Source organism: Cupriavidus sp. a3, from assembly GCF_051015765.1.
GTDB lineage: Bacteria > Pseudomonadota > Gammaproteobacteria > Burkholderiales > Burkholderiaceae > Cupriavidus > Cupriavidus oxalaticus_A.
Window position 1 is genome coordinate 3,052,483 of the sequence record NZ_CP170643.1, and the last position, 22,887, is coordinate 3,075,369.

20 protein-coding genes and 1 pseudogene are annotated in these 22,887 nt (G+C 67.7%); 14 read left to right on the forward strand and 7 right to left on the reverse strand.

What is annotated here, in order from left to right:
- Positions 1-74 precede the first annotated feature (74 nt).
- Together ACAD63_RS14690 and ACAD63_RS14695 are read left to right on the forward strand one after the other, a co-directional pair.
- Positions 75-383, forward strand: coding sequence for a hypothetical protein (locus tag ACAD63_RS14690; protein WP_434032896.1), 309 nt, complete (start codon positions 75-77; stop codon positions 381-383).
- Positions 380-733: a hypothetical protein gene (locus ACAD63_RS14695; RefSeq protein ID WP_133096863.1), complete on the forward strand. Its 354-nt coding sequence runs from the start codon at positions 380-382 to the stop codon at positions 731-733. Before ACAD63_RS14690 ends, ACAD63_RS14695 begins: the two co-directional genes overlap by 4 nt.
- Positions 734-774: 41 nt before the next feature.
- Here ACAD63_RS14695 and ACAD63_RS14700 read toward each other — a convergent pair whose 3' ends face one another.
- Both ACAD63_RS14700 and ACAD63_RS14705 read right to left on the reverse strand, forming a co-directional pair.
- A complete protein-coding gene (locus ACAD63_RS14700; RefSeq protein WP_434032897.1) occupies positions 775-3,888 on the reverse strand; it encodes an efflux RND transporter permease subunit in 3,114 nt (1,037 codons plus the stop codon).
- A 7-nt stretch (positions 3,889-3,895) separates the two neighbouring features.
- Complete coding sequence (locus ACAD63_RS14705) at positions 3,896-5,083, reverse strand: efflux RND transporter periplasmic adaptor subunit (RefSeq protein ID WP_133096861.1); 1,188 nt, start codon at positions 5,081-5,083, stop codon at positions 3,896-3,898.
- Positions 5,084-5,384: 301 nt separating this feature from the next.
- On the opposite strand from ACAD63_RS14705, the gene hpnD reads away from it, so the two are divergent.
- Entirely contained in the window at positions 5,385-6,221 is an 837-nt protein-coding gene (hpnD, locus tag ACAD63_RS14710; protein WP_135705041.1) for a presqualene diphosphate synthase HpnD, read from the forward strand.
- A gap of 36 nt (positions 6,222-6,257) precedes the next feature.
- Complete coding sequence (locus ACAD63_RS14715) at positions 6,258-7,520, forward strand: Zn-dependent hydrolase (protein WP_135705040.1); 1,263 nt, start codon at positions 6,258-6,260, stop codon at positions 7,518-7,520.
- Positions 7,521-7,536: 16 nt separating this feature from the next.
- Here ACAD63_RS14715 and ACAD63_RS14720 read toward each other — a convergent pair whose 3' ends face one another.
- Positions 7,537-7,764 (reverse strand): hypothetical protein, encoded by a 228-nt coding sequence (locus ACAD63_RS14720; RefSeq protein ID WP_255519910.1) that lies wholly within the window; start codon positions 7,762-7,764, stop codon positions 7,537-7,539.
- Positions 7,765-8,202: 438 nt separating this feature from the next.
- Here ACAD63_RS14720 and ompR point away from each other — a divergent pair, with 438 nt between their 5' ends.
- From ompR to ACAD63_RS14745, 5 genes are all read left to right on the forward strand, one after another.
- Complete coding sequence (gene ompR, locus ACAD63_RS14725; protein ID WP_010810107.1) at positions 8,203-8,925, forward strand: osmolarity response regulator transcription factor OmpR; 723 nt, start codon at positions 8,203-8,205, stop codon at positions 8,923-8,925.
- Between the two features lie 24 nt (positions 8,926-8,949).
- Positions 8,950-10,299 (forward strand): ATP-binding protein, encoded by a 1,350-nt coding sequence (locus ACAD63_RS14730; protein ID WP_133096857.1) that lies wholly within the window; start codon positions 8,950-8,952, stop codon positions 10,297-10,299.
- Between the two features lie 317 nt (positions 10,300-10,616).
- Positions 10,617-11,165, forward strand: a complete 549-nt coding sequence (locus ACAD63_RS14735; RefSeq protein ID WP_133096856.1) for a peroxiredoxin — start codon at positions 10,617-10,619, stop codon at positions 11,163-11,165.
- A 118-nt stretch (positions 11,166-11,283) separates the two neighbouring features.
- A complete protein-coding gene (locus tag ACAD63_RS14740; protein ID WP_133096855.1) occupies positions 11,284-11,805 on the forward strand; it encodes a carboxymuconolactone decarboxylase family protein in 522 nt (173 codons plus the stop codon).
- Between the two features lie 215 nt (positions 11,806-12,020).
- The gene (locus ACAD63_RS14745; RefSeq protein WP_135705038.1) at positions 12,021-12,596 is read left to right on the forward strand and encodes a GNAT family N-acetyltransferase; all 576 of its coding nucleotides are present in this window, start codon (positions 12,021-12,023) and stop codon (positions 12,594-12,596) included.
- Between the two features lie 42 nt (positions 12,597-12,638).
- Here ACAD63_RS14745 and ispF read toward each other — a convergent pair whose 3' ends face one another.
- Entirely contained in the window at positions 12,639-13,148 is a 510-nt protein-coding gene (gene ispF / locus ACAD63_RS14750) for a 2-C-methyl-D-erythritol 2,4-cyclodiphosphate synthase (protein WP_133096853.1), read from the reverse strand.
- 23 nt (positions 13,149-13,171) lie between these two features.
- The gene (gene ispD / locus ACAD63_RS14755; RefSeq protein WP_133096852.1) at positions 13,172-13,921 is read right to left on the reverse strand and encodes a 2-C-methyl-D-erythritol 4-phosphate cytidylyltransferase; all 750 of its coding nucleotides are present in this window, start codon (positions 13,919-13,921) and stop codon (positions 13,172-13,174) included.
- A 234-nt stretch (positions 13,922-14,155) separates the two neighbouring features.
- On the opposite strand from ispD, the gene mfd reads away from it, so the two are divergent.
- The 5 genes and pseudogenes from mfd to ACAD63_RS14780 all read left to right on the forward strand — a co-directional run bounded on the left by mfd (position 14,156) and on the right by ACAD63_RS14780 (position 20,763).
- Positions 14,156-17,605, forward strand: a complete 3,450-nt coding sequence (mfd, locus tag ACAD63_RS14760; RefSeq protein WP_133096851.1) for a transcription-repair coupling factor — start codon at positions 14,156-14,158, stop codon at positions 17,603-17,605.
- A 91-nt stretch (positions 17,606-17,696) separates the two neighbouring features.
- On the forward strand, positions 17,697-18,911 hold the full coding sequence (argE, locus tag ACAD63_RS14765) for an acetylornithine deacetylase (protein ID WP_434032898.1): 1,215 nt from the start codon (positions 17,697-17,699) through the stop codon (positions 18,909-18,911).
- Positions 18,912-19,173: 262 nt separating this feature from the next.
- Positions 19,174-20,028 carry a phosphoserine phosphatase SerB gene (gene serB / locus ACAD63_RS14770; protein ID WP_434032899.1) on the forward strand — a complete coding sequence of 285 codons (855 nt, stop codon included), beginning with the start codon at positions 19,174-19,176 and terminating at the stop codon, positions 20,026-20,028.
- A gap of 155 nt (positions 20,029-20,183) precedes the next feature.
- Positions 20,184-20,459, forward strand: a pseudogene (locus ACAD63_RS14775) (PepSY domain-containing protein); the annotation flags it as partial.
- Positions 20,460-20,523: 64 nt separating this feature from the next.
- Complete coding sequence (locus tag ACAD63_RS14780; protein ID WP_029049291.1) at positions 20,524-20,763, forward strand: DUF2789 domain-containing protein; 240 nt, start codon at positions 20,524-20,526, stop codon at positions 20,761-20,763.
- Between the two features lie 45 nt (positions 20,764-20,808).
- On the opposite strand, the gene ACAD63_RS14785 is transcribed toward ACAD63_RS14780, so the two are convergent.
- Both ACAD63_RS14785 and ACAD63_RS14790 read right to left on the reverse strand, forming a co-directional pair.
- Positions 20,809-22,035, reverse strand: a complete 1,227-nt coding sequence (locus tag ACAD63_RS14785) for a cystathionine beta-lyase (RefSeq protein WP_135705034.1) — start codon at positions 22,033-22,035, stop codon at positions 20,809-20,811.
- A gap of 164 nt (positions 22,036-22,199) precedes the next feature.
- Complete coding sequence (locus ACAD63_RS14790; protein ID WP_434032900.1) at positions 22,200-22,817, reverse strand: hypothetical protein; 618 nt, start codon at positions 22,815-22,817, stop codon at positions 22,200-22,202.
- Positions 22,818-22,887 lie beyond the last annotated feature (70 nt).

Sequence of the window (22,887 nt, forward strand, 5' to 3'; positions counted from 1 at the left end):
GGATCGCCGCGCCGGCATTCACTCGTGCCATTCGACGGCCGCTGACACCGCCACAACTGGCAGCGCTGACCGGCATGACCAGCAGTTCGGCTCAGCGGACAGTCCATACGCTCGAGGCGCGCGGCTACGTCGACAGGTATCACCGAGCGCAGGGGTACGCCTGCAGTGACGCGGAATTTTTCCTCGTCGACATGGGTGGTCTCGTCGCGCCGATCGTGTCGGCATTGCCGATGCCAGGAAAAGACTGGCGAGGTGGTAGAACACCTGAGTGCCAACGGCTTTCGCAGCCCTTCCCCGCCATCTATGCTGAAGGTGTTGGAGCGCTGTTGCGCACTTCGCCTGCCGCTCCAGTCTTCACCTCAGCCCTATCGGAGGGCATATGAAAGTTTCTGCCTTGCTGTTGGCAGCGTCGATGGCCGCTGGCTGGTCATCGCTCGCCCAGGCTGCCGGATGCCAGTACGACATGCAGTGCAAAGGGGAGCGGATCTGCCAGCAAGGGCAGTGCGTATTCCCTGATGCCGAAGAAACGGCCGAAGCCGGCGGGCCGAGCCCGGTTCCGGCGCCGACCCTCAAGCGCACACCGATGCCGCCACCGCCGCGCGGCTGCTGCACGGTAGCAGGCAAGCTCAAGCTGTCGCCGGCTTCGGCCTCCGACACCAGCCTGGTCACCGGCGACGCTTGCCAGGGCCTGACCAACTCCGGCAAGCCGGTTCCCGGCACGATCTGCAACTAGGCGCGCAGGCCTGAGGCGTGATGCTGGCGCGCCGCGGCCCGTCAGCTTGCCAGCGCCCCCACCCCTGCCTCGGGCCGCCTGATGCGGAACCACGCCGCATACAGCGCCGGCAGGAACAGCAGCGTCAGCACGGTGGCGATGATCAGCCCGCCCATGATCGCCACCGCCATCGGCCCCCAGAACATCGAGCGCGACAGCGGGATCATCGCCAGCACCGCCGCCGCGGCGGTCAGGATGATCGGGCGGAAGCGGCGCACCGCGGCCTCGACGATGGCGGTCCAGGGCGGCACGCCCGCGCTGATGTCCTGCTCGATCTGGTCGACCAGAATCACCGAGTTTCGGATGATCATGCCCAGCAGCGCGGTGATCCCCAGCTGCGCCACGAACCCCATCGGCGCGCGCAGCAGCAACAGCGTCGCGGCGGCGCCGATCAGGCCCAGCGGGCCGGTCAGGAACACCATCAGCGCGCGCGAGAAGCTGTGCAGCTGCAGCATCAGCAGCGTGAAGATCAGGAAGATGCACAGCGGCAGCTGCGCCGCGATCGAAGCGCCGGCCTTGCCGCTTTCCTCTTCCGCGCCGGCCACCGTGATGCGGTAGCCCGCCGGCAACTGCGCGCGCAGCTTGTCCAGCTGCGGGTTGATCTGCGCGGTCACGGTCGGGCCCTGGATGCCGTCGACCACGTCCGCCTGCACGGTCACGCCGAAGTCGCGGTTCTCGCGCCAGACCACGCCGGGCTCGGACTTCAGCGCCACGCGGGCCACTTGCGTCAGCGGTACGGTGCGGCCGGTGTTGGTCGGCACCAGCACGTTGTTCAGGTCGGACATGGCATCGCGCTCGTTGCGCGGCGTGCGCATCAAAATCTCGATCAGCTTGTCGCCGTCGCGGTACTGCCCGACCGGCACGCCGGTCAGCACGGTCTGCGTCACGCGCGCGATCGCGCTGGTGGTGACGCCCAGCGCGCGCGCCTTGTCCTGGTCGATCTCCAGGCGCAGCATCTTGACGTTCTCGTTCCAGTTGTCATTGACGCCGACCGTGTTCGGGTTCGCGCGCATCTCGGCCTTGACCTGGTCGGCCAGCTGGCGCACCGCGCCCGCCTCCGGGCCGATCACGCGGAACTGCACCGGATACGCTACCGGCGGCCCGTTCGGCAGCAGCTTGACGCGGCCGCGCAGGTACGGCAATTCGGTGTCGAGCAGCGCGATGATGCGACGGCGCAATGCATCGCGCACCTCGGTGCTGACCGGCATCACGATCACCTGCGCCACGTTGCTCTGCGGGAAGATCTGGTCGAGCGGCAGGTAGAAGCGCGGCGCGCCGGTGCCGACGAAGGTGGTCAGGCTTTCCACCTGCTTGTCCTTGCCCACCAGCCGCTCGAAGCGCTTGGCCTCGGCTTCCATCTGGGCAAAGCTGGTGCCTTCCGGCATCCACAGTTCCACCATCAGCTCGGGCCGGCTGGAGTCGGGGAAGAATTGCTTCTCGACGAACTTGAACGCATAGATGCCCAGCACGAACGTCACCAGCGTGATGGCGATCACGGTCTTGCGCCACGTCACGCACCAGTCCACCAGCCGGCGGAAGCGCGCGTAGAACGGCGTGTCGAACACCTCATGGTGCTCGCCGGCGCCCGGCCCGCGCGTCCTGAGCAGCAGGTAGCCGAGGTAAGGCGTGAAGTACACCGCCGCCAGCCACGACAGCACCAGCGCCAGCGCGGTCACGGCAAAGATGGCGAAGGTGTACTCGCCCACCGTCGAGCGCGCCAACCCCACCGGCAGGAAACCCGCCGCCGTGATCAGCGTGCCGGTCAGCATCGGCATCGCCGTCGAGGTATAGGCAAAGGTGGCTGCCTCCATCTTGGAGAAGCCCTCTTCCAGCTTGCGCACCATCATCTCGACCGCAATGATGGCGTCGTCGACCAGCAGCCCCAGCGCCACGATCAGCGCGCCCAGCGAGATCTTGTGCAGGCCGATGCCGAAGATGTGCATGAACAGGAAGGTCACCGCCAGCACCAGCGGAATCGTCAGCGCCACCACCAGCCCGGGCCGCACGTCCAGCCGCAGCGGCCGCGTATGCAAGCCCAGCGCGACAAAGCTGACCGCCAGCACGATCACCACGGCCTCGATCAGCACGCGCACGAACTCGCCCACCGATTGCCTGACCGCCTTGGGCTGGTCCTGCACCTGGTCCATCTCGATGCCGACCGGCAGCTGGCCGCGCAGCTTCTCGAAGGCCGCGCGCAGGTCCTTGCCGAGCTGGATGATGTCGCCGCCCTTCTGCATCGAGATGCCCAGCCCGATCACATCCTTGCCGTTGAAGCGCATGCGTGTCTGCGTGGGGTCGACATAGCCGCGGTACACATGCGCGATGTCGCCGAGACGGATATTGGCGATGCCGTTGGGCCCGCGCAGCACCAGGTTCTCCAGGTCGCCGACGCTGGCGAACTGGCCGGACAGGCGCACCTGCAGGTTGTCGCTCGGCGTGACCAGCACGCCGCTGCCGGTCAGGTTGTTCTGCTGCGAGATCTGGTCGGCGATGGCATTGATGTCCAGCCCGAGCTGGGCAAAGCGCGCCTGGTTGAACTCGATATAGACCTTCTCGTCCTGCAGCCCGATCAGCGACACCTTGGCCACCGACGGCACGCGCAGCAATTCCTGCCGCACCAGGTCGGCGTACTCGCGCAGCTCCTTGTAGTTGAAGCCGTCGGCGGACAACGCATAGATTGTGCCGTAGACGTCGCCGAACTCGTCGTTGAAGAACGGCCCGCGCACGCCCGCGGGCAGCGTCTGCTGGATGTCGCCGATCTTCTTGCGCACGGTGTACCAGATCTGCGCGGTTTCCTTCGCCGGCGAGGTGTCCTTGAGCTGGAAGATCACCGTGGTCTCGCCGGGCTTGGAGAAGCTGCGGATCTTGTCGGCGTAAGGCACTTCCTGCAGCTGGCGTTCGATCTTGTCGGTCACCTGCACCGCGATTTGCTCGGCGGTGGCGCCCGGCCAGAACGCCTGCACCACCATCACGCGGAAGGTAAAGGGCGGGTCCTCGTCCTGGCCCAGCTGGAAGAACGCCAGCAGGCCGCCCAGCAACAGCACCACCAGCAGGTAACGGGTCAGCGGCTGGTGCTCGAGCGCCCAGCGCGACAGGTTGAAGCGGGAATGATCCATGCCGGCTTCAGCCCTCCCTGGGGGTCGGCGCGGAAGCGGGCGCGACGGTCTGCAGCGGCCGCACCTTCTGCCCCGGGCGCAGCAGGTGTACGCCTGCGGTGACGATGGCCTGGCCCGGCGCCAGCCCCTGGCGCACTTCCACCTCGTTGCCGACGGCCTCGCCCAGCGTCACCGTGACCGGCTTGACCGTGCCGGCGGCGGCGTCGTAGATCCACACCTGGTTGCGGCCCTGCTCCTGCAGCAGCGCGGTCAGCGGCACGCGGATCGCGGGAGTGGCCCCGGTCCGCACGAAGGTCACCACAGCGGTCATGCCGAGCTTGAGGTCGGCGGGCGGATCGGGAATGGTGACGCGGGTCGCATAGGTGCGCGTGACCGGGTCGGCTGCCGCGGCAATCTCGCGCACGCGGGCGGGCAGCGCGCGCTTCGGCTCGGCCCAGGTATGGATACTGACATCGGTAATGCCGCGCAGCAGGTCTACCTGGTCTTCCGGCAGGCCGATCGCCACTTCCTTCTCCGCGGTCTGGGCCACGCGCACCACCGGCTGGCCCGCGGTGACGACCTGGCCCACCTCGGCGTCGATGGCCGTGACCACGCCGTCGGCGTCGGCGTGCAGCACGGCATAGCCGGTCTGGTTGGCCTGGCTGCGCAGGCCGGCCTGGGCCTGGCGCAGGCGCGAGTCGGCCGCCTCGAAACTGGCCTGGCGGCGGTGCTGCTCGGCGGCGCTGATAAAGCCCTTGGCAAACAGGTCGTTGTAGCGCTTCAGGTCGGACGCGGCAAGGTCGCGGTCGGTCTTCGCCGCCTCGAACTGGGCGCGCGAGCCTGCTTCGGCCAGCGAAAGATCGGTCGGGTCGAGCCGGGCCAGCGGCTGGCCCTTGGTGACGACGGCACCCACATCCACCAGGCGGGCCGCGATCTTGCCGCCCACACGGAACCCCAGCCGCGATTCGACGCGCGGTCGCACGTCGCCGGAAAATTCGAAGGCGGTCTTGCCGCTGTGCTGGCTCAGTTGCATCAGGCGCACCGGACGGACTTCCTGCACCGGTTCGGCCTTCTTGCCGCAGCCCGCGACCATGACAGCGGCGACGGTCACCAGCGCGGCAGCCGCGAAGCGCCCGAAGCGCGCGCGGCGTAACGATTTTGTGTCAAAAAGAGTCGCTGCGGCCGCAACTTCCGGCACTGGGCAAAGCACTGGCATCGGTAAGCTAGGATTCGGATGGAACAGCTGGCAAGGCAGGCCGTCGGCCGTGGAGGCCAGTGCGGGGCAATAAATAACTGGCCGGTCAGTAATATAGCGATCCCCGCGGGGGTGCGTCAAACGACAGGCGACGAAACGTCTGGAATGCCTCCTCGGGTGCCGTTCCCGGCGGACGAGCTGTGGTTAAATGGCCGCCGCCGGGTCGTCAGCCGGCGTCCGGCTGTCCGGATCGGCGATGCTACAATCGGCGCCCCGCGCTTCTGCCATCCTTCCCCCACCCCATCTTCAGACCGAGACCGGCGTGACGCCCGATCAGTATTGCCAAGAGAAAGTCGCCCAGAGCGGCTCCAGCTTCTATTACAGCTTCCTGTTCCTGCCGGCCGAGCGCCGGCGCGCCATCACCGCGCTGTACGCCTGGTGCCGCGAAGTCGACGACATGGTCGACGATACGCATGATACTGGCCTGGCGCACCAGCAACTGGACTGGTGGCGCGCGGAACTGCGGCGGCTGTTCGACGGCGCGCCCACGCACCCGACGACCCAGGCGCTGCAGCCGCATGTTGCCGGCGCCGGCCTGCCGCAGGGCGAAATGGCCGAAGTGCTCGACGGCATGGAGATGGACCTGACGCAGACACGCTACCTTGATGAGGCCGGCCTGAACCGCTACTGCCATTGCGTGGCCGGCGTGGTCGGCACGCTCAGCGCGCGGCTGTTCGGCTATACCGACCCCAAGACGCTGGAGTTTGCCGAGAAGCTCGGCCTGTCGCTGCAGCTGGTCAATATCCTGCGCGACGTTGGCGAGGATGCCCGGCGCGGCCGCATCTACCTGCCCGTCAATACGCTGCAGCAGTTCCAGGTGCCGGCTTCGGAAATCCTCAAGGGCCAGCATTCCGAGCGCTTCGTCGCGCTGATGCAATACCACGCCGAACGCGCCCGCAAGCTGTACCGCGAGGCGCTGGCAGCCCTGCCCCGCCAGGACCGCCGCGCCCAGCGCGCCGGCCTGCTGATGGGGGCGATCTACCATGCGCTGCTCGATGAGCTGGAAGCCAGCCAGTTCCAGGTCCTCAGCCAGCGCATCGCGCTGACGCCGCTGCGCAAGCTGTGGATCGCATGGAAGACCTGGATCCGCAATAGCTGACACATAGCAAACAGGCCGCAAGCCACGATACCCGCCATGACCCAGACCACCGCTTCCCTCGGCCAGGCCATCCTCGACCACGCCGACCAGCTCGCCCGCTTCTCCGACATGGAAGGCGGCCTCACCTGCGCCTACCTGACGCCGGCGCACCGCGCCGCGCAGGACCGGCTGGCGCAATGGATGGAAGCCGCGGGCATGCAGGTGCGCATCGACGCCATCGGCAATGTCATCGGCCGCTACGCCGCCGACCCCGCCGTCACCGATGCGCGCGTGCTGATGACCGGCTCGCACTTCGATACGGTGCGCAATGGCGGCCGCTATGACGGGCGCCTCGGCATCCTGCTGCCGATCGCCGTGGTGGATGCGCTGAACCGGGCCGGGATACGGCTGCCGTACCACTTCGAGGTGGTGGGGTTCGCCGAGGAGGAAGGGCTGCGCTTCAAGACCAGCTTCCTGGCCAGCAGCGTGCTGGCGGGCCGCTTCGACCCCGCGCTGCTCGCCCGCGCCGACGCTGACGGCGTCACGCTGGCCGAGGCGCTGGCCGCCTCCGGCCTGCCCGGCGCCGGCGGCCTGGATGCGCTGCGTGCCGCGGCGATCGATCCGGCGACACTGCTGGGCTTTGTCGAAGTGCATATCGAACAGGGGCCGGTGCTGCTGCACCACGGCCTGCCGCTGGGCGTGGTCACGCAGATTGCCGGAAGCAGCCGCTTCCAGGTCCGGGTGGAAGGCCAGGCCAGCCATGCCGGCACCACCCCGATGGGCATGCGCAAGGACGCCGCCGCGGGTGCGGCCGAGATGATCCTGCTGGTGGAAGAGCGCTGCGCCGCCGCGCCCACGCTGGTCGGCACCGTCGGCCAGCTGCAGGTGCCGAATGGGTCGAGCAATGTGATCCCGGCCGCCTGCACCTTCTCGATGGACATCCGCGCCGGCGCCGACGACATCCGCGAGGCGGCCATTGCCGACATCGTCGCCGGCATCGAACGGATCGCCGCACGGCGCGGGCTGTTGGCGCAGGTCGAGCGCGTGCCGCCGGTCAACAACGCGCCCTGCGCCCGCTGGCTGATGGACCAGTTCGGCGCGGTATTGAAGAAGCGGGGGATGGAGGCGTTCGAGCTGCCTTCCGGCGCCGGCCACGACGCCATGATGATGCACCGCATCACCGACGTGGCGATGCTGTTCGTGCGCTGCGGCAATGGCGGGATCAGCCACAACCCGCTGGAGACCATCACCGCCGAAGATGCGCAGCTGGCGGCCGAAGTCTTCGTCGACTTCCTGCGCCACTTCCAGCCGCGCGGCTGACAGCACACGGCAGCGCTCAACTGCCGTCGTACATCTCCCGCCCGAAATCGTAGAGGCTCTTGCGCAGGCGGCGCCGCTCGTCCGGCGACAGCCGCGAACCGCCGCGCTCGCGTTCGTCCGCGCGGCGGCGGTCGGTCTCGCGTTGCTCGGCGCGATGGCGCTCGGCACGGGCACGCGCCTCGCGCTGGCCGTTGCCCGGATCGCTTGCCTGCGTCGACGGATGGCGCTTGAGCAGGTTGGCCATGCCGGCCGACTGGGCCCGCGCCGGCCCGGCCGGCCCCAGCAGCCATGCGGCAGCCGCAAGCGCAATACATGCGCCGGCTATACCATGCTGCGGAGGCCCGTGCCGGGTTCGGTTCACTTTCATTGATAATGGCGGTCTTGGCTTCGGGAAACGCGGTCGTTGAAACCATCTGAAGCCGGGAAATTTCGTTACCCCGTCCGATCCCCGCCTGGCGCTGCTGGCCTCTGCAAGCATCGGGCCAGGGCCCGCGAGCCAGGGCAGCCGATGCCGCGGATCATGCGGTGCAAATGCGCGGAAAATCAGTCCGCAAGGAGCGCAAATAGACGGGATGGCGCAGTGTAATCGCACGATTGATGCACGCTGCCATACCACGGGGTAAAGTATGTAACGTTTTGTTAAGCCATTTTGAGCGAAAGCGATAGTCGCTAAGATACCGCCATGGAAAATACCAGCCACAAGATTCTTGTCGTCGACGATGACCCGCGTCTGCGCGATCTGCTGCGCCGCTATCTGGGCGAACAGGGTTTCACCGTACTGGTGGCGGAAAACGCCACCGCGATGAACAAGCTCTGGCTGCGCGAGCGTTTCGACCTGCTGGTGCTGGACCTGATGATGCCGGGCGAAGACGGCCTGTCGATCTGCCGCCGGCTGCGCGGTGCCAACGACCAGACCCCGATCATCATGCTCACCGCCAAGGGCGAGGACGTGGACCGCATCGTCGGCCTGGAAATGGGCGCCGACGATTACCTGCCCAAGCCGTTCAATCCGCGCGAGCTGATCGCGCGCATCCACGCGGTGCTGCGCCGCAAGGGCCCGGCCGAAGTGCCCGGCGCCCCGTCGGAAACTCCCGAGACCTTTGCCTTCGGCGACTTCGTGCTGAACCTGGCCACGCGCACGCTGACCAAGAACGACGAGGAAATCACGCTCACCACCGGCGAATTCTCGGTGCTCAAGGTATTCGCCCGCCATCCGCGCCAGCCGCTGTCGCGCGAAAAGCTGATGGAAATGGCGCGCGGCCGCGAATATGAAGTGTTCGATCGCAGCCTGGACGTGCAGATCTCGCGCCTGCGCAAGCTGATCGAGCCGGACCCCAGCAACCCGCGTTTTATCCAGACGGTCTGGGGCCTGGGCTACGTCTTCATTCCCGATGGCGTGAAATAACCGATAACGGCCGCTGTTCCTATCGTGGCGACCGTTATCGGCAGAACCGCGACGCGGTTCTTTGGTTCGCTGTTCTGGCGAACCTTCATGCTTATCGCCCTGCTGCTGGCGATCTCGCTGGGCATCTGGTTCCAGAGCTACCGGCTGTTCGAACGCGCCCCGCGCGCGCAGCAGATCGCCATGCAGGTGGTCAGCGTGGTCAAGCTCACGCGCGCCGCGCTGCTCTACTCCGACCCCGCGCGGCGCCGCTTCCTGCTGCTCGACCTGGTGCAGAACGAAGGCATCAAGGTCTATCCGCGCGAGAAGGACGACGACTTCGCCGCGCCTACCGCCAATCCCTTCCTGACCTCGCTGGTCCAGCAGGAAATCCGCAGCCGCCTGGGCGAGGACACCGTGCTGGCCACCACCGTCAACGATATCCCTGGTGTCTGGGTCAGCTTCGAGATCGAGGGCGACGACTATTGGGTCGCGATCAGCCCCGAGCGCTTCGAACGCGTGCCCGGCATCCAGTGGCTGTGGTGGAGCATTGCCGCGCTGCTGCTGTCGATCATCGGCGCGGCCTTTATCACCGCGCGCGTCAACTATCCGCTCAAGCGCCTGGCCAATGCCGCGCGCGCGATCGGCGCCGGCGGCGACCCGCCGCCGCTGCCCGAGCGCGGCGCCAGCGAGGTGGCGCTGGCCAACCACAGCTTCAACCAGATGGTGCAAGACCTGCGCCAGCTTGACGACGACCGCGTGGTGATGCTGGCCGGCATCTCGCACGACCTGCGCACGCCGCTGACGCGGCTGCGGCTGGAGACCGAGATGTCGCCGATGGACACGCCCACGCGCGACGCCATGATCGCCGACATCGAGCAGATGGACGCGATCATCGGCCAGTTTCTCAACTACGCGCGGCCGCCGCTGGAGACCGTCGAACCGGTCGACCTGTCGGCACTGGTGCACGATGCCGTGGGCGTCTATGCCGCGCACGACGACGTGCGCGTGCATGTGCGCGCCAACGCGCCGGTGATGGCCGTGGCCAACCGCATGGAAGTCCAGCGCATCCTCGACAACCTGGTCGAGAACGCGCGCCGCTATGCCAAGGACGAGCAGAGCGGCATGGCGGTGGTCGAGATCTCCACCCGCGTCGATGACAAGGAAGCCGTGCTGACCGTAGCCGACCGCGGCAATGGCGTGCCCGAAGGCCAGCTGTCGCTGTTGACGCGGCCGTTCTACCGGCTCGACAGCGCGCGCAGCGAGGCCAAGGGCGCGGGACTGGGCATGTCCATCGTCAACCGCATCATGCAGCGCAACGGCGGACGGCTGCTGCTGGCCAACCGCCCCGCGCCGGATTCGGGCCTGGTGGTCAGCGCCTGCTTCCGCCGCGCCTGAGCGCGGCTGCCTTCCGCGCGCGTCGCAGCGGTGCCGTGCTGCAGCCGGCTTGAATCCCGGCGGATCGTCACCAACTTGCCCTTTGTGTGCCTGCCTTGCATGGCATACTTGCCGCTTCGCAGCGTCGACCCTGCCCGGCGCTGAACCACTGCATGCCGTGCCTATCGGGCTCTTTGAGAATATCAATTAGCCCCCCGCGGGATGTTCACGCATAATCACGTTTTGTCGCGGTGCGCCGCAGCAAAGTGCCTGGCAAGCTTCACGCCGGGCCAGCGGCGGACACTGTACTTATCGCAACCGTATCTGGAGATAGTCTTATGAAGACCGTTGGTGAAAAGCTCGAAGCCTTCCACGTCGTCGGTGTCAAGCCGGGTTTCAACAATCACGAAGAGAACGGCCAGTCGGCTTTCGAAGACATCACCGAAAAGTCGTTCGAAGGCAAGTGGAAGGTCATCTACTTCTACCCGAAGGACTTCACCTTCGTGTGCCCGACCGAAATCGTTGCCTTCGCCAAGCTGAACGGCGACTTCGCTGACCGCGACGCGATCGTGCTGGGCGGTTCGACCGACAACGAGTTCGTCAAGCTGGCATGGCGCCGCGAGCACAAGGACCTGAACAAGCTGAACCAGTGGCAGTTCGCCGACGTGACCGGCTCGCTGATCGACCAGCTGGGCGTGCGTGACCAGGCCGCCGGCGTTGCCCTGCGCGCGACCTTCATCGTCGACCCGGACAACGTGATCCAGCACGTTTCGGTGAACAACCTGAACGTCGGCCGCAACCCGGACGAAGTCCTGCGTATCCTCGACGGCCTGCAAACGGACGAGCTGTGCCCGTGCAACCGTGCCGTTGGTGGCGCAACGCTGTAATTTGCGCTGTCACCTGCAATTCTTCGCCAGACACCGTGGCGAGCCGCGGAGGGCCCTGCCCTCCGCTCCGAAACCCGCTTGCGCGGGTTTTTTGGGCCCCGATCGATAGGAGAAATAAATGGAATTCCTCAGCACAATTAAAAATCTCATCCCCGATTACGCCAAGGATATCCGCCTGAATGTGGACGGCACCATCGCCCGTTCCTCGCTGGAAGGCAACGATGCGGTCGGCGTGGCGCTGGCGGCGGCATTCGCGGCGCAGAGCAAGGTGCTGGTGGATGCCATCCGCAATGCCGGCGTGCTATCGCCCGAGGAAACCAACGGCGCACTGACCGCCGCGGCGCTGATGGGCATGAACAACACTTGGTACCCGTACGTCGAAATGGCGGACGATACCGACCTGTCGACCCAGCCGGCCGGCCTGCGGATGAACGCCTACGCCACCCATGGCGGCGTGGACAAGCGCCGTTTCGAGATGTACGCTCTGGCCGCGTCGATCGTGGGCAAGTGCCACTTCTGCGTGAAGTCGCACTACCAGCTGCTGAAGAACGAACAGGGCATGACCGCGCAGCAGCTGCGCGACGTGGGCCGCATCGCCGCGGTGATCGTGGCCGCGGCCAACGTGATCGCCGCCGAGTAAGCAGGCAGCGAGCACGTAACGAGCACGCAACAAGCACACAGCGCGCCCCCGCGCCCTCCGACGGGGCCGTCCCACGGCCCCTGTAGCACAGCAGCCGGCAGCTTCCCAGCGGGAACTGCCGGCTGTTCCCATCTTGCAACCGCCCCCCGCATCGGGACTGCACTGGCGCGGCGATCGGCCTACAATCCAGGCAGCATATGCACTTTCAGCCTGCCATGACCCTGCCTTCGCCGACTTCCCCCCGTTTCCACTACCGCCTTGCCGCGGTGCAAGACTGGGGCGACATCGCTGCCGTCACGCAGCAAGCCTATGGCCAGTATGAGCTGGAAATCATGGAAGACTGCCGGGCCTCGTTCCAGCGCGGCATGCAGGCGGTACTGGCGACCAGCAATCCCGACATGGAATGGTGGGTGGCGGAAACCGATCACGGCATCATGGGTGCCGTGCTGTTCTGCCATCCCGGGGCTACGCTGCCCGCGCTCGACGGCAGCACCATCACGCTGACGCAGCCGGAGGCGCGGCTGCTGTCGGTCAGCCCGCAGGCGCGCGGCCTGGGGCTGGGGCGCACCCTGATGCAGATCTGCATCCAGCGCGCGCGCGATATCGGCTCCCCTACGCTGCTGGTGCGAACCATGCCGGAGATGGACTCGGCCAACCGGCTGGTGCAGCAGATGGGCTTCACCAAGCGCACCGAGGCCGGTGCGCGCTCGGGCGCGATGGCGCGGCTGATCGACTACACCTACACCATCCCGCCGGACAACGCCCCGGCGGCGGACGCGCCGCGCAGCTAGCAAAGCTCGTCCGCGCCACCCACTGCGCCCGCCACAGGTCGCTCAGTCCTGCGCGCCCGTCACCGAGGCGCGCCAGACCAGCACCGCGGCCTGCGCCACGATGCCTTCCTGCCGTCCTTCGAAGCCCAGCTTTTCGTTGGTCTTTGCCTTGACGTTGCAGCGCCCCGGCGCCAGCCCGAGGTCTTCCGCCAGGTTAGCCACCATCGCGCCGATATGCGGTGCCAGCCTGGGCGCCTGCGCAATCACGGTGGCATCGACATTGCCGATTTCATAGCCCGCCTCGCGCACGCGGCGCGCTGCCTCGCGCAGCAGCACGCGGCTGTCGGCGCCGGCAAATCGCGCGTCGGTATCGGGGAAATGGCGGCCGATATCGCCCAGCGCGGCTGCGCCGAACAGCGCGTCAGTCACCGCGTGCAGCAGCGCGTCGGCATCGGAATGGCCCAGCAGGCCGCGGTCGTGCGGGATCTCCACGCCGCCCAGTATCAGCTTGCGGCCCGGCACCAGCGCGTGGACGTCATAGCCCTGACCCACGCGGATATCGAAAGGCATCATTGCGGTTACGCTCCTTATGCTCCTTATGCTCCTGTTGCTCCTGGTGCGCCTGTACCCAGCAGCACTTCGGCGAGCGCGAAGTCTTCCGGGTATGTCACCTTGAAATTGCGCAGCGAGCCGTTGACCAGCCGCGGATGCAGCCCCAGCCGTTCGATCGCGCTGGCTTCGTCGGTCACCACCGCGCCGGCCGCCAAGGCATCCTGCAGCGCCTGGCGCAGCACGCCCAGCCGGAACATCTGCGGCGTCTGCGCCTGCCACAGCCCTTCGCGCGGCACGGTGCCGCCAATGCGGGCATCGTCCTGCGCGCGCTTGAGGGTGTCGGGCACCGGCACCGCCAGGATGCCACCGATGGCCGCATCCGGATCGTCGTCGCCGTCGCTTTCGACCGCGCGCACCAGCGCGTGGATCATCGCCGGGGTCAGGCCCGGGCGCGCCGCGTCGTGCACCAGCACCCAGTCGGTATCGGTGGCGCCGAGCTGGGCCAGGTGATGCAGCCCCGCCAGCACCGACGCATGCCGCGTGTCGCCGCCAACGAAGGCGGTGTCGAAGCGCAGCCCGGCGAACGCAGCGGCGCCGAAGCGCGATTCCAGCGGCATGTCATCGGGCGCCAGCACCAGCGCGGTGGCGTTGATCGCGTCGCACGCCGAGAACGCCGCCAGCGCGTACCAGATCATCGGCCGGCCGGCCACGGTCTGGTATTGCTTGGGAACGGCGCCGCCGGCGCGGCTGCCGGTACCGGCACAGGGAATCAGGGCAAAGCGGCGAGCGGACACGGCTGGGGCAGGAAGTGGATGGCGAAGTGAAGCTGCAAGGGACTGGGCTAGCGCAGGCGCCGTGGCGCCAGCGGGACAACCGGGTCGCATTCTATAATACGGCCCTTGCCCGTCGCCATGGCGCATGCGTGCCCGGCGGCGTGGGCGGGTGCCGCCACGTGCCCGCAGCATTCTGTCCGACCCCCGCCCGCGCTGCCGGCGGGGTGTCGTCGTTTTGAACGCCCCGTTGCCGACATGCCTGACGCTACGCCCTCCCTGCCCTTCGTCAACCTGCCGCTGGTCAAGCCCGGCCTGCGCCACACCGTGGCCGGCCTGCGTGGCTCGGCCGATGCCCTGGCCCTTGCCGCCTACGCGCGGCAGCACCGCGCGCGCGCGCCGATGCTGGCAGTGGTGTGCGCCAATGCCGTCGACGCCCAGCGCCTGGCCGAGGAAATCCCCTGGTTCGCGCCCGAGCTGCGCGTGCGCCTGCTGCCCGACTGGGAAACGCTGCCCTACGACAGCTTCTCGCCGCACCAGGACCTGGTCTCCGAACGCCTGGCCACGCTGCACGACATCCAGGGCGGGCAATGCGACGTGATGCTGGTGCCGGCCAGCACCGCGCTGTACCGGCTCGCGCCACCGTCCTTCCTGGCCGCCTACACCTTCTTCTTCAAGCAGGGCGAGCGCCTGGACGAGGCCGCGCTGAAGGCGCAGTTCACGCTGGCCGGCTACGAGCACGTCAGCGCCGTGATGCGCCCGGGCGAATACAGCGTGCGCGGCGGCCTGATCGACCTGTACCCGATGGGATCTGCGCTGCCGTACCGGATCGACCTGTTCGGCGACGAGATCGAGACTATCCGCGCGTTTGACCCGGACACGCAGCGCAGCCTTTACCCGGTCAAGGAAGTGCGCCTGCTGCCGGGCCGCGAATTCCCCCTCGACGAAGCCGCGCGCACCGCGTTCCGCGGCCGCTGGCGCGAAGTCTTCGAGGGTGACCCGACCAAGTCGCCGATCTACAAGGACATCGGCAACGGCGTGCCGTCGGCGGGCATCGAGTACTACCTGCCGCTGTTTTTCGAAGAAAGCGCGACGCTGTTCGACTACCTGCCCGCGGATACCCAGCTGGCCTTCGCGGGCAACATCGACGAAGCGATCCGCCGCTTCTGGGCCGACACCACGCAGCGCTACAACTTCATGCGGCACGACCGCGAGCGTCCGCTGCTGCCGCCGGCCGACCTGTTCCTGTCCGAGGAGCAGTTTTTCGTCGGCGCCAAGCCGATGGCGCGGCTGGTGCTGCAGACGGAGCCAGGCGCGGACCAGGTGCCGTTCTCGGCGATCCTGCCGGATGTCTCCGTCAACCGGCGCGCGGAAGATCCGCTGGTCAACCTGGAATCGCTGCTGCTCGACAAGCAGACCCGCGTGCTGATGTGCGCCGATTCCGCCGGCCGGCGCGAGACGCTGCTGCAGCTGTTCGCCGAAAGCGGCCTGCGCCCGCATCCGGTGGACGACTTTGCCGCATTCCTCGCCGGCGAGGCGCATTTCTCGATCGCGGTGGCACCCTTGCAGAGCGGCTTCGCGTTGCCGCAAGGTCAGCTCGCCTTCGTCACCGAAGCCGAGCTATATGCCGGCACCGCGCGCCGCGCCGGCCGCCGCAAGCAGGAGCAGGCCACCGCCGTCGACTCGATGGTGCGCGACCTGGCCGAACTGAAGATCGGCGATCCGGTGGTGCACAGCGAGCACGGTATCGGCCGCTACCACGGCCTGGTGTCCCTCGACATGGGCCAGGGCGACGAGGAATTCCTGCACCTCGAATACGACAAAAGCAGCAAGCTGTATGTGCCGGTGCACCAGCTCCACGTGATCTCGCGCTACTCCGGCGCCGATCCGGACACTGCGCCGCTGCACCACCTGGGCTCGGGCCAGTGGGACAAGGCCAAGCGCCGCGCTGCGCAGCAGATCCGCGATACCGCTGCCGAATTGCTCAACCTCTACGCACGCCGCGCCGCTCGCGAGGGCTTCGCCTTCCCGCTGTCGCCAAAGGACTACGAGACCTTTGCCGAAAGCTTCGGCTTCGAGGAAACGCCGGACCAGGCCGCCGCCATCGCCGCAGTGATCGCCGACATGACCTCGGGCAAGCCGATGGACCGGCTGGTCTGCGGCGACGTCGGCTTCGGCAAGACCGAGGTCGCGCTGCGTGCGGCCTTTGTCGCGGTGCTGGGCGGCAAGCAGGTGGCGATGCTCGCGCCGACCACGCTGCTGGCCGAGCAGCACTTCCAGACGCTGTCCGACCGCTTCGCGGAATGGCCGGTGCGCATCGTCGAACTGTCGCGCTTCAAGACCAAGAAGGAGATCGACGCGGCCATCAGGCAGATCAACGAGGGCAGCGTCGATATCGTCATCGGCACGCACAAGATCCTGTCCGACCAGGTCAGGTTCCAGCGGCTGGGCCTGGTCATCATCGACGAGGAACACCGCTTCGGCGTGCGCCAGAAGGAAGCGCTGAAGACGCTGCGCGCCGAGGTCGACATCCTGACGCTGACCGCCACGCCGATCCCGCGCACGCTGGGCATGGCACTGGAAGGCCTGCGCGATTTTTCGGTAATCGCGACCGCGCCGCAGAAGCGGCTGGCGATCAAGACCTTCGTGCGCCGCGAGGAAGACGGCGTGATCCGCGAGGCCATCCTGCGCGAACTCAAGCGCGGCGGCCAGATCTACTTCCTGCACAACGAGGTCGAGACCATCGAGAACAAGCGCGCGAAGCTCGCCGAGCTGGTGCCCGAGGCGCGCATCGCGGTGGCGCACGGCCAGATGCACGAGCGCGAGCTGGAGCGCGTGATGCGCGACTTTGTCTCGCGCCGCGACAACATCCTGCTGTGCACCACCATCATCGAGACCGGCATCGACGTGCCGACCGCCAACACCATCCTGATCCACCGCGCCGACAAGTTCGGGCTGGCGCAGCTGCACCAGCTGCGCGGCCGCGTCGGGCGTTCGCACCACCAGGCCTATGCCTACCTGCTGGTGCATGATGTCGACGGCCTGACCAAGCAGGCGCAGCGCCGGCTCGAGGCGATCCAGCAGATGGAGGAACTGGGCTCGGGCTTCTACCTGGCCATGCACGACCTGGAAATCCGCGGCGCCGGCGAGGTGCTCGGCGACAAGCAGTCGGGCGAGATCCACGAGATCGGCTTCCAGCTCTACACCGACATGCTCAACCACGCGGTCAAGGCGCTGAAGGCCGGCAAGGAGCCGGACCTGATGGCACCGCTGGCGGCGACCACCGAGATCAACCTCGGCACGCCGGCGCTGCTGCCCAACGACTACTGCGGCGATGTGCATGAACGCCTGTCGCTGTACAAGCGCCTGGCCAATTGCGAAACCGCCGAGCGTGTCGACGATATCCAGGAAGAACTGATCGACCGCTTCGGCCGCCTGCCGGCGCAGGCGCAGGCGCTGGTGGAAACGCACCGGCTGCGCATCGCCGCGGCGCCGCTGGGCGTGCGCAAGATCGATGCGGGCGAGGCCACCTTCAGCGTGCAGTTCGTGCCCAACCCGCCGATCGATGCCATGCGCATCATCGACCTAGTGCAGAAGAACCGGCATATCAAGCTGGCCGGGCAGGACAAGCTGCGCATCGAGGCCAAGATGCCGGACGTGACGGTACGCGCGCAGACGATCAAGCACACGCTGCGGCAACTGTCGTAAACCTGCGGGGCGGCGTCATGCGCCGATTGCATGGACTCGGTACACGACCGGGTGTAGCATCGGACTCCTGATCGGTTAGTGATAGCGCCCCATGCCAGCCCAAGCCGCCGCCCCCAGCCAGACCGTCAATGACCACGCCGCGCGAGGCAGCGCGCTCGAATGGACCCAGCGGCTGGTCGCCTACGACACCACCAGCCGCCACTCCAACCTCGGCCTGATCGAGACCGTGCGCGACCACTTCCTGGCCAAGGGCCTGAAGCCGCATCTGAGCTACAACCCTCAGCAGGACAAGGCCAATCTCTTTGTCACGGTGCCCGCGGCCGATGGCGGCACCAATGGCGGCATCGTGCTGTCGGGCCACACCGACGTGGTGCCGGTGGACGGCCAGAACTGGACCACCGATCCGTTCAGGCCGGTGATCCGCGACGGCAAGCTCTATGGCCGCGGCACCTGCGACATGAAGGGCTTCATCGGCACCAGCCTGTCGCTGCTGCCAGCCATCCTCGGCGCGAAGCTGCGCGAGCCGGTGCACTACGCCCTCTCCTTCGATGAAGAAATCGGCTGCATGGGCGCGCCCTACCTGCTGGCCGAACTGCGCGACCGCGGCGTGACGCCCGGCGGCTGCATCGTGGGCGAGCCGACCAGCATGCGCGTGATCGTCGCGCACAAGGGCATCAATGCCTACCGCTGCTGCGTGCGGGGCCAGGCCGCGCACTCATCGCTGACGCCGCGCGGCGTCAATGCGATCGAATACGCGGCGCGGCTGATCTGCTTCATCCGCGATATCGCCGATGAATTCAAGGCCAACGGCCCTTACGACCAGGCCTTCGACGTGCCTTATACCACCGCGCAGACCGGCACCATCCAGGGCGGGATCGCGCTCAACACCATCCCGGCGCTGTGCGAGTTCGTATTCGAGTTCCGCAATTTGCCCGGGGTGGATCCGGAAGCGATCTACGCGCGGATCCATGCCTACGCCAACGACGTGCTGCTGCCGAAGATGCGCGCCGAGCATGCCGATGCCGACCTGACGCTCAGCAAGATTGCCGCCGCGCCGTCGCTGGATGTTGCCGAGCAGGCCGCGATCACGCAGCTGGTGCGCGCGCTGACGGCCGATCGCGAGACCAACAAGGTTGCCTATGGCACCGAGGCCGGGCTGTTCCAGCGCGCGGGCATTCCGGCGGTGGTGTGCGGGCCTGGCGATATCCAGCAGGCGCACAAGCCGGATGAGTTTGTCGCGCTGGAGCAGCTGGCGGCGTGCGAAGCGTTCCTGCATAAGGTGGTGGATAGCCTGCGCATGGCCTGACCAACTATGTCTGGCGTGACACCAGGCTCAGGATGTGACCAGGGCGCCCTTCAACCACTCGCCCGAGTTCTATGTGGACGAGCCGGCGCTGATCAACGGCGTGCGCGCGCTGTCCAACCTGACGGTGGACTACATGCTGATGGCGCGGCGCTGAGCATCCGGGCAGTGCTCAGCCAGCCGGCCAGGGCGGCTACAATAGCGGTTTTTCCGCGTTGCCGCCCTGCCTGCCCGCCATGCTGCGCGCGCCCGATCCTCACCTGCCATGCCCCTGATCCTCCAGAGCACCGCCCCGCTTTCCGCCGCCGACCTCGACACCGCCCGCACCCTCGCCCGCGCCTCCGCGCTGGTGCCGCGCAGCGACACCGTGGCTGCCGCCGAGGACTGCGCGCCGCTGACGCCGGCGCTGCGCGATGCGCTGGATGATTTCTGCGGTCCGCGCGCGATCGACTGGGCCGTGGTCCCGGCCGGACGCAGGCTGTCGGATTTCCGGCTGGTGGCGATGGACATGGACTCGACGCTGATCACGATCGAGTGCATCGACGAGATCGCCGACTTCTGCGGCCTCAAGGCCGAGGTCTCCGCCATCACCGAAGCCGCGATGCGTGGCGAGATCACCGACTTCAACGAAAGCCTGCGGCGCCGCGTGGCGCTGCTAAAGGGCCTGGACGCCAGCGTGCTCGACCGCGTCTACGCCGAGCGCCTGCGCCTGTCGCCGGGTGCCGAGCGCATGCTGCAGGCCGTGCAGGCGCTGGGCATCAAGACGCTGCTGGTGTCCGGAGGCTTCGTCCACTTCACCGACCAGCTCAAGCCGCGCCTGAACCTGGACTTCACCCGCGCCAACACGCTGGAAATCGTCGACGGCAAGCTGACCGGCAGCGTGGTCGGCGAGATCGTCAATGCCGACGTCAAGGCCCGTACCGTGCGGGAAGTCTGCGCACAGATCGGCGCCACGCCGGACCAGGCCATCGTCATGGGCGACGGTTCCAATGACCTCAAGATGATGGCCGTAGCCGGGCTCTCGGTGGCCTTCCGCGCCAAGCCGGTGGTGCGCGCGCAGGCCAGCGTGGCGTTCAACCATGTCGGGCTGGACGGGCTGCTGGCACTGTTCCCCCACTGAAGTCACGCAAGGGGGCGGCAGCGCCGCTTCCGTGGCGTCGATTCCGTGGCGTGGATTCCATGGCGTCGGGTCCGTTGCGCCGCTGGGTGGCGGTTGTGCCACCTTTCGACGCCCCTTCTCCAACACTCCGGGCATCCCGGTCAGCGGAATCTACTGCGGCACTGGCCGCGCTGGCCGTGCCGCTGTCCAACGCCATCCTGACCGGCGACCACCTGCTGCGCAGCATCCCCAGCGGGCACTGGATCATCGCCGGCTTCGATATCGGCGCCATCGCGCTGGCGGCAGGCTTCGTCGCCCTCGCCCGCGCCACCCGGCGGCGTGCGCGCAGCGGACCGGCCGAGTCGGTGTGGGCGCTGCCGCGTGCCGCCGCCGCGGCCACGGACACGGCCGCCGCCGGCGCCAAGCCGATGTCCGGCGCCGACGCCCGCTGAGCGCCGGCGGTTGAACGGGGCTCGGCTACACTACATGAGCCCCCAACCAACAGACCCGACCGCCATGGAACCGACCTTCCACCAGTTTTCCGAACTGTTCGCGCAACTCGGCCTGGCTTCCGATGAGGCCAGCATCCGCAGCTTCATCGGCCAGCACGCGCCGCTGCCAGACGATGTGGAGCTGGCAGAGGCGCCGTTCTGGACGCCGGCGCAGTCAGCGCTGCTGCACGACGAGCTTCTCGACGACGCCGACTGGGCCGAGGTGGTCGACCAGCTCAACCTGGCTCTGCGCAAGCCTGCCTGAAGCGGGCGCGGGGCGCCTGCGCGCCCCGCCTAAGCCTTACATCCCTTACGCCGCGCCCAACTGCGCCTCCATCGCCTGGCGCAGGTCGGCGATCAGGTCGCGCGTGTCTTCCAGGCCGATATAGAGCCGCACCAGTTCACCGGTGTCCTGCCAGCCGGCCGGCGGCCAGGTGCCTGCCGGACGCATGTTCTGGACGTGGTAAGGCACTGCCAGGCTGTGCGCGCCGCCCCACGACCAGCCGATCGCGAACAACTGCAGCGCCTCGACAAAGGCATCGACCTGCTGGCGCGAGTAGCGCGCGCGCAGGATGATGGCGAACAGGCCGGTAGCGCCGGTGAAGTCGCGCCGCCAGTTGGCGTGGCCCGGGCAGTCAGGCAGCGCGGGATGCAGCACACGCGCGACCTCGGGCCGCTGGCGCAGCCATTCGGCGACTTCGCGCGCGCCGCGGTCGTGCGCCGCCAGCCGCACCGGCAGGCTCGGCAGCCCGCGCAGCACCAGGTGGCAGTCATCGGCGGACACGCCCCAGCCCATCAGCATGCGGGTGCGCCGCAGGCGGTCGTGCAGCGCATCGTCACAGGTCATGACCGCGCCCATCAGCACATCGCTGCCGCCGGACTGGTATTTGGTCAGCGCCTGCACCGAGATATCGATGCCTTTCTCGAACGGGCGGAAGTAGACGCCGCCCGACCAGGTGTTGTCGATCGCGGTCAGCACGCCATGCGCCCGCGCGGCGGCGACGATGGCATCGGTGTCCGCCACTTCCATCGTCACCGAACCCGGCGACTCCATCCAGATCAGGCGCGTCTCGGGCCGGATCATCGCGGCCATGCCGGCAGCGTCCATCGGATCGTAGTAGCGCACCGACACGCCATAGTCGCGCGCCAGCCATTCGCCATGGTCGCGGTTGGGGCCGTAGACGTTGTGCGGCATCAGCACGTCGTCGCCGCTCTTGAGCAGCGCGAAGTAGACCAGCGAAATCGCCGCCAGCCCGGAAGGCAGCAGCAAGGTATGGCGCGCCCCTTCGATCAGTGCCAGGTGCTGGCACAGCGCCTCGCTGGTCGGGGTGGCGTGCAGGCCGTAACGCCAGTAGGTGGTGGCACCGTCACCTTGCGCACGCAGTTCGGCCAGGTTGCGGAACACCACGGTCGAGCCACGGTGGGTGGCGGGCGAGAATGAGGCAAAGCCGGAGGCGATGTCCAGCTCGGGCTGGACCGCGACGGTCTGCAGGTAATGGGGGCGGGATGCGGGCTTGTCGGACGGCGAATCGGACACGGCGGATTCCTTGCTGGCTGCTGGCCGGCGCTGGCACGATGCCAAGCAGGCATCACGCTGTCCGGCCAGGAATGAGACTCGGTGAGCCTTCGAGCTTACCAGCAAATGCCGGCCGCGCCACCGGGAACGACGGCGGTTCGCATTTCAGGGGAAGATGCGTGCGCTTACCAGCCCGAGATCGACGACTTGGGCGGCGGCGGGGCGTAGGTGACGCCGCTGTTGGGCGTCATGTCGAAAGGCGGGATGACCAGCACGCCCAGCGGGCGGATAAAGAACGGCAGCACGATGGCGGGATTGAAGGCATCGGTCCAGGTGCCGCGCACGGCGCCGCTGGCGTCGATGTTGCCCTCCCAGTTGCCGGTTACGCGCGTACCATCGTCCGACTCTTCCATCAGGAAAGCGCCTTTTTCCCATTCGCCGGCAAGCAGGCGCACACCGGCGCCGCGGCCGCTGTATTCGCCGCGCACGCTGTCGCGCTCGTCGGGCTTGGGGCCGAGCCGCAGTCGCACGGGCTGGTCGCCGACCTTGCCGACATAGACCGGCAGCGAGGAATACTCGGGGCGCGGCGCCAGCGGCCTGGGCGCGCCGGTCGACAGTGCCGTGCCACGTTTGGCCTCGCCATCGCGGATGGCCTGGTTGATGCCCAGGCTTTCACCGCCAACCGATGCCGCCCCAACCGGGCCGGTCGACAACTCGGTCGCCGGTGCCGCCTGCGCCGTGCCCGCCAGGACGAGCACGGCAGCCAGCGCCGGGACAGACAATTTCAGCAGCACACGGCGCAAGTCGAACCTCAGACGCGTTCGAAGATCGCGGCAATGCCCTGCCCGCCGCCGATGCACATCGTCACCAGCG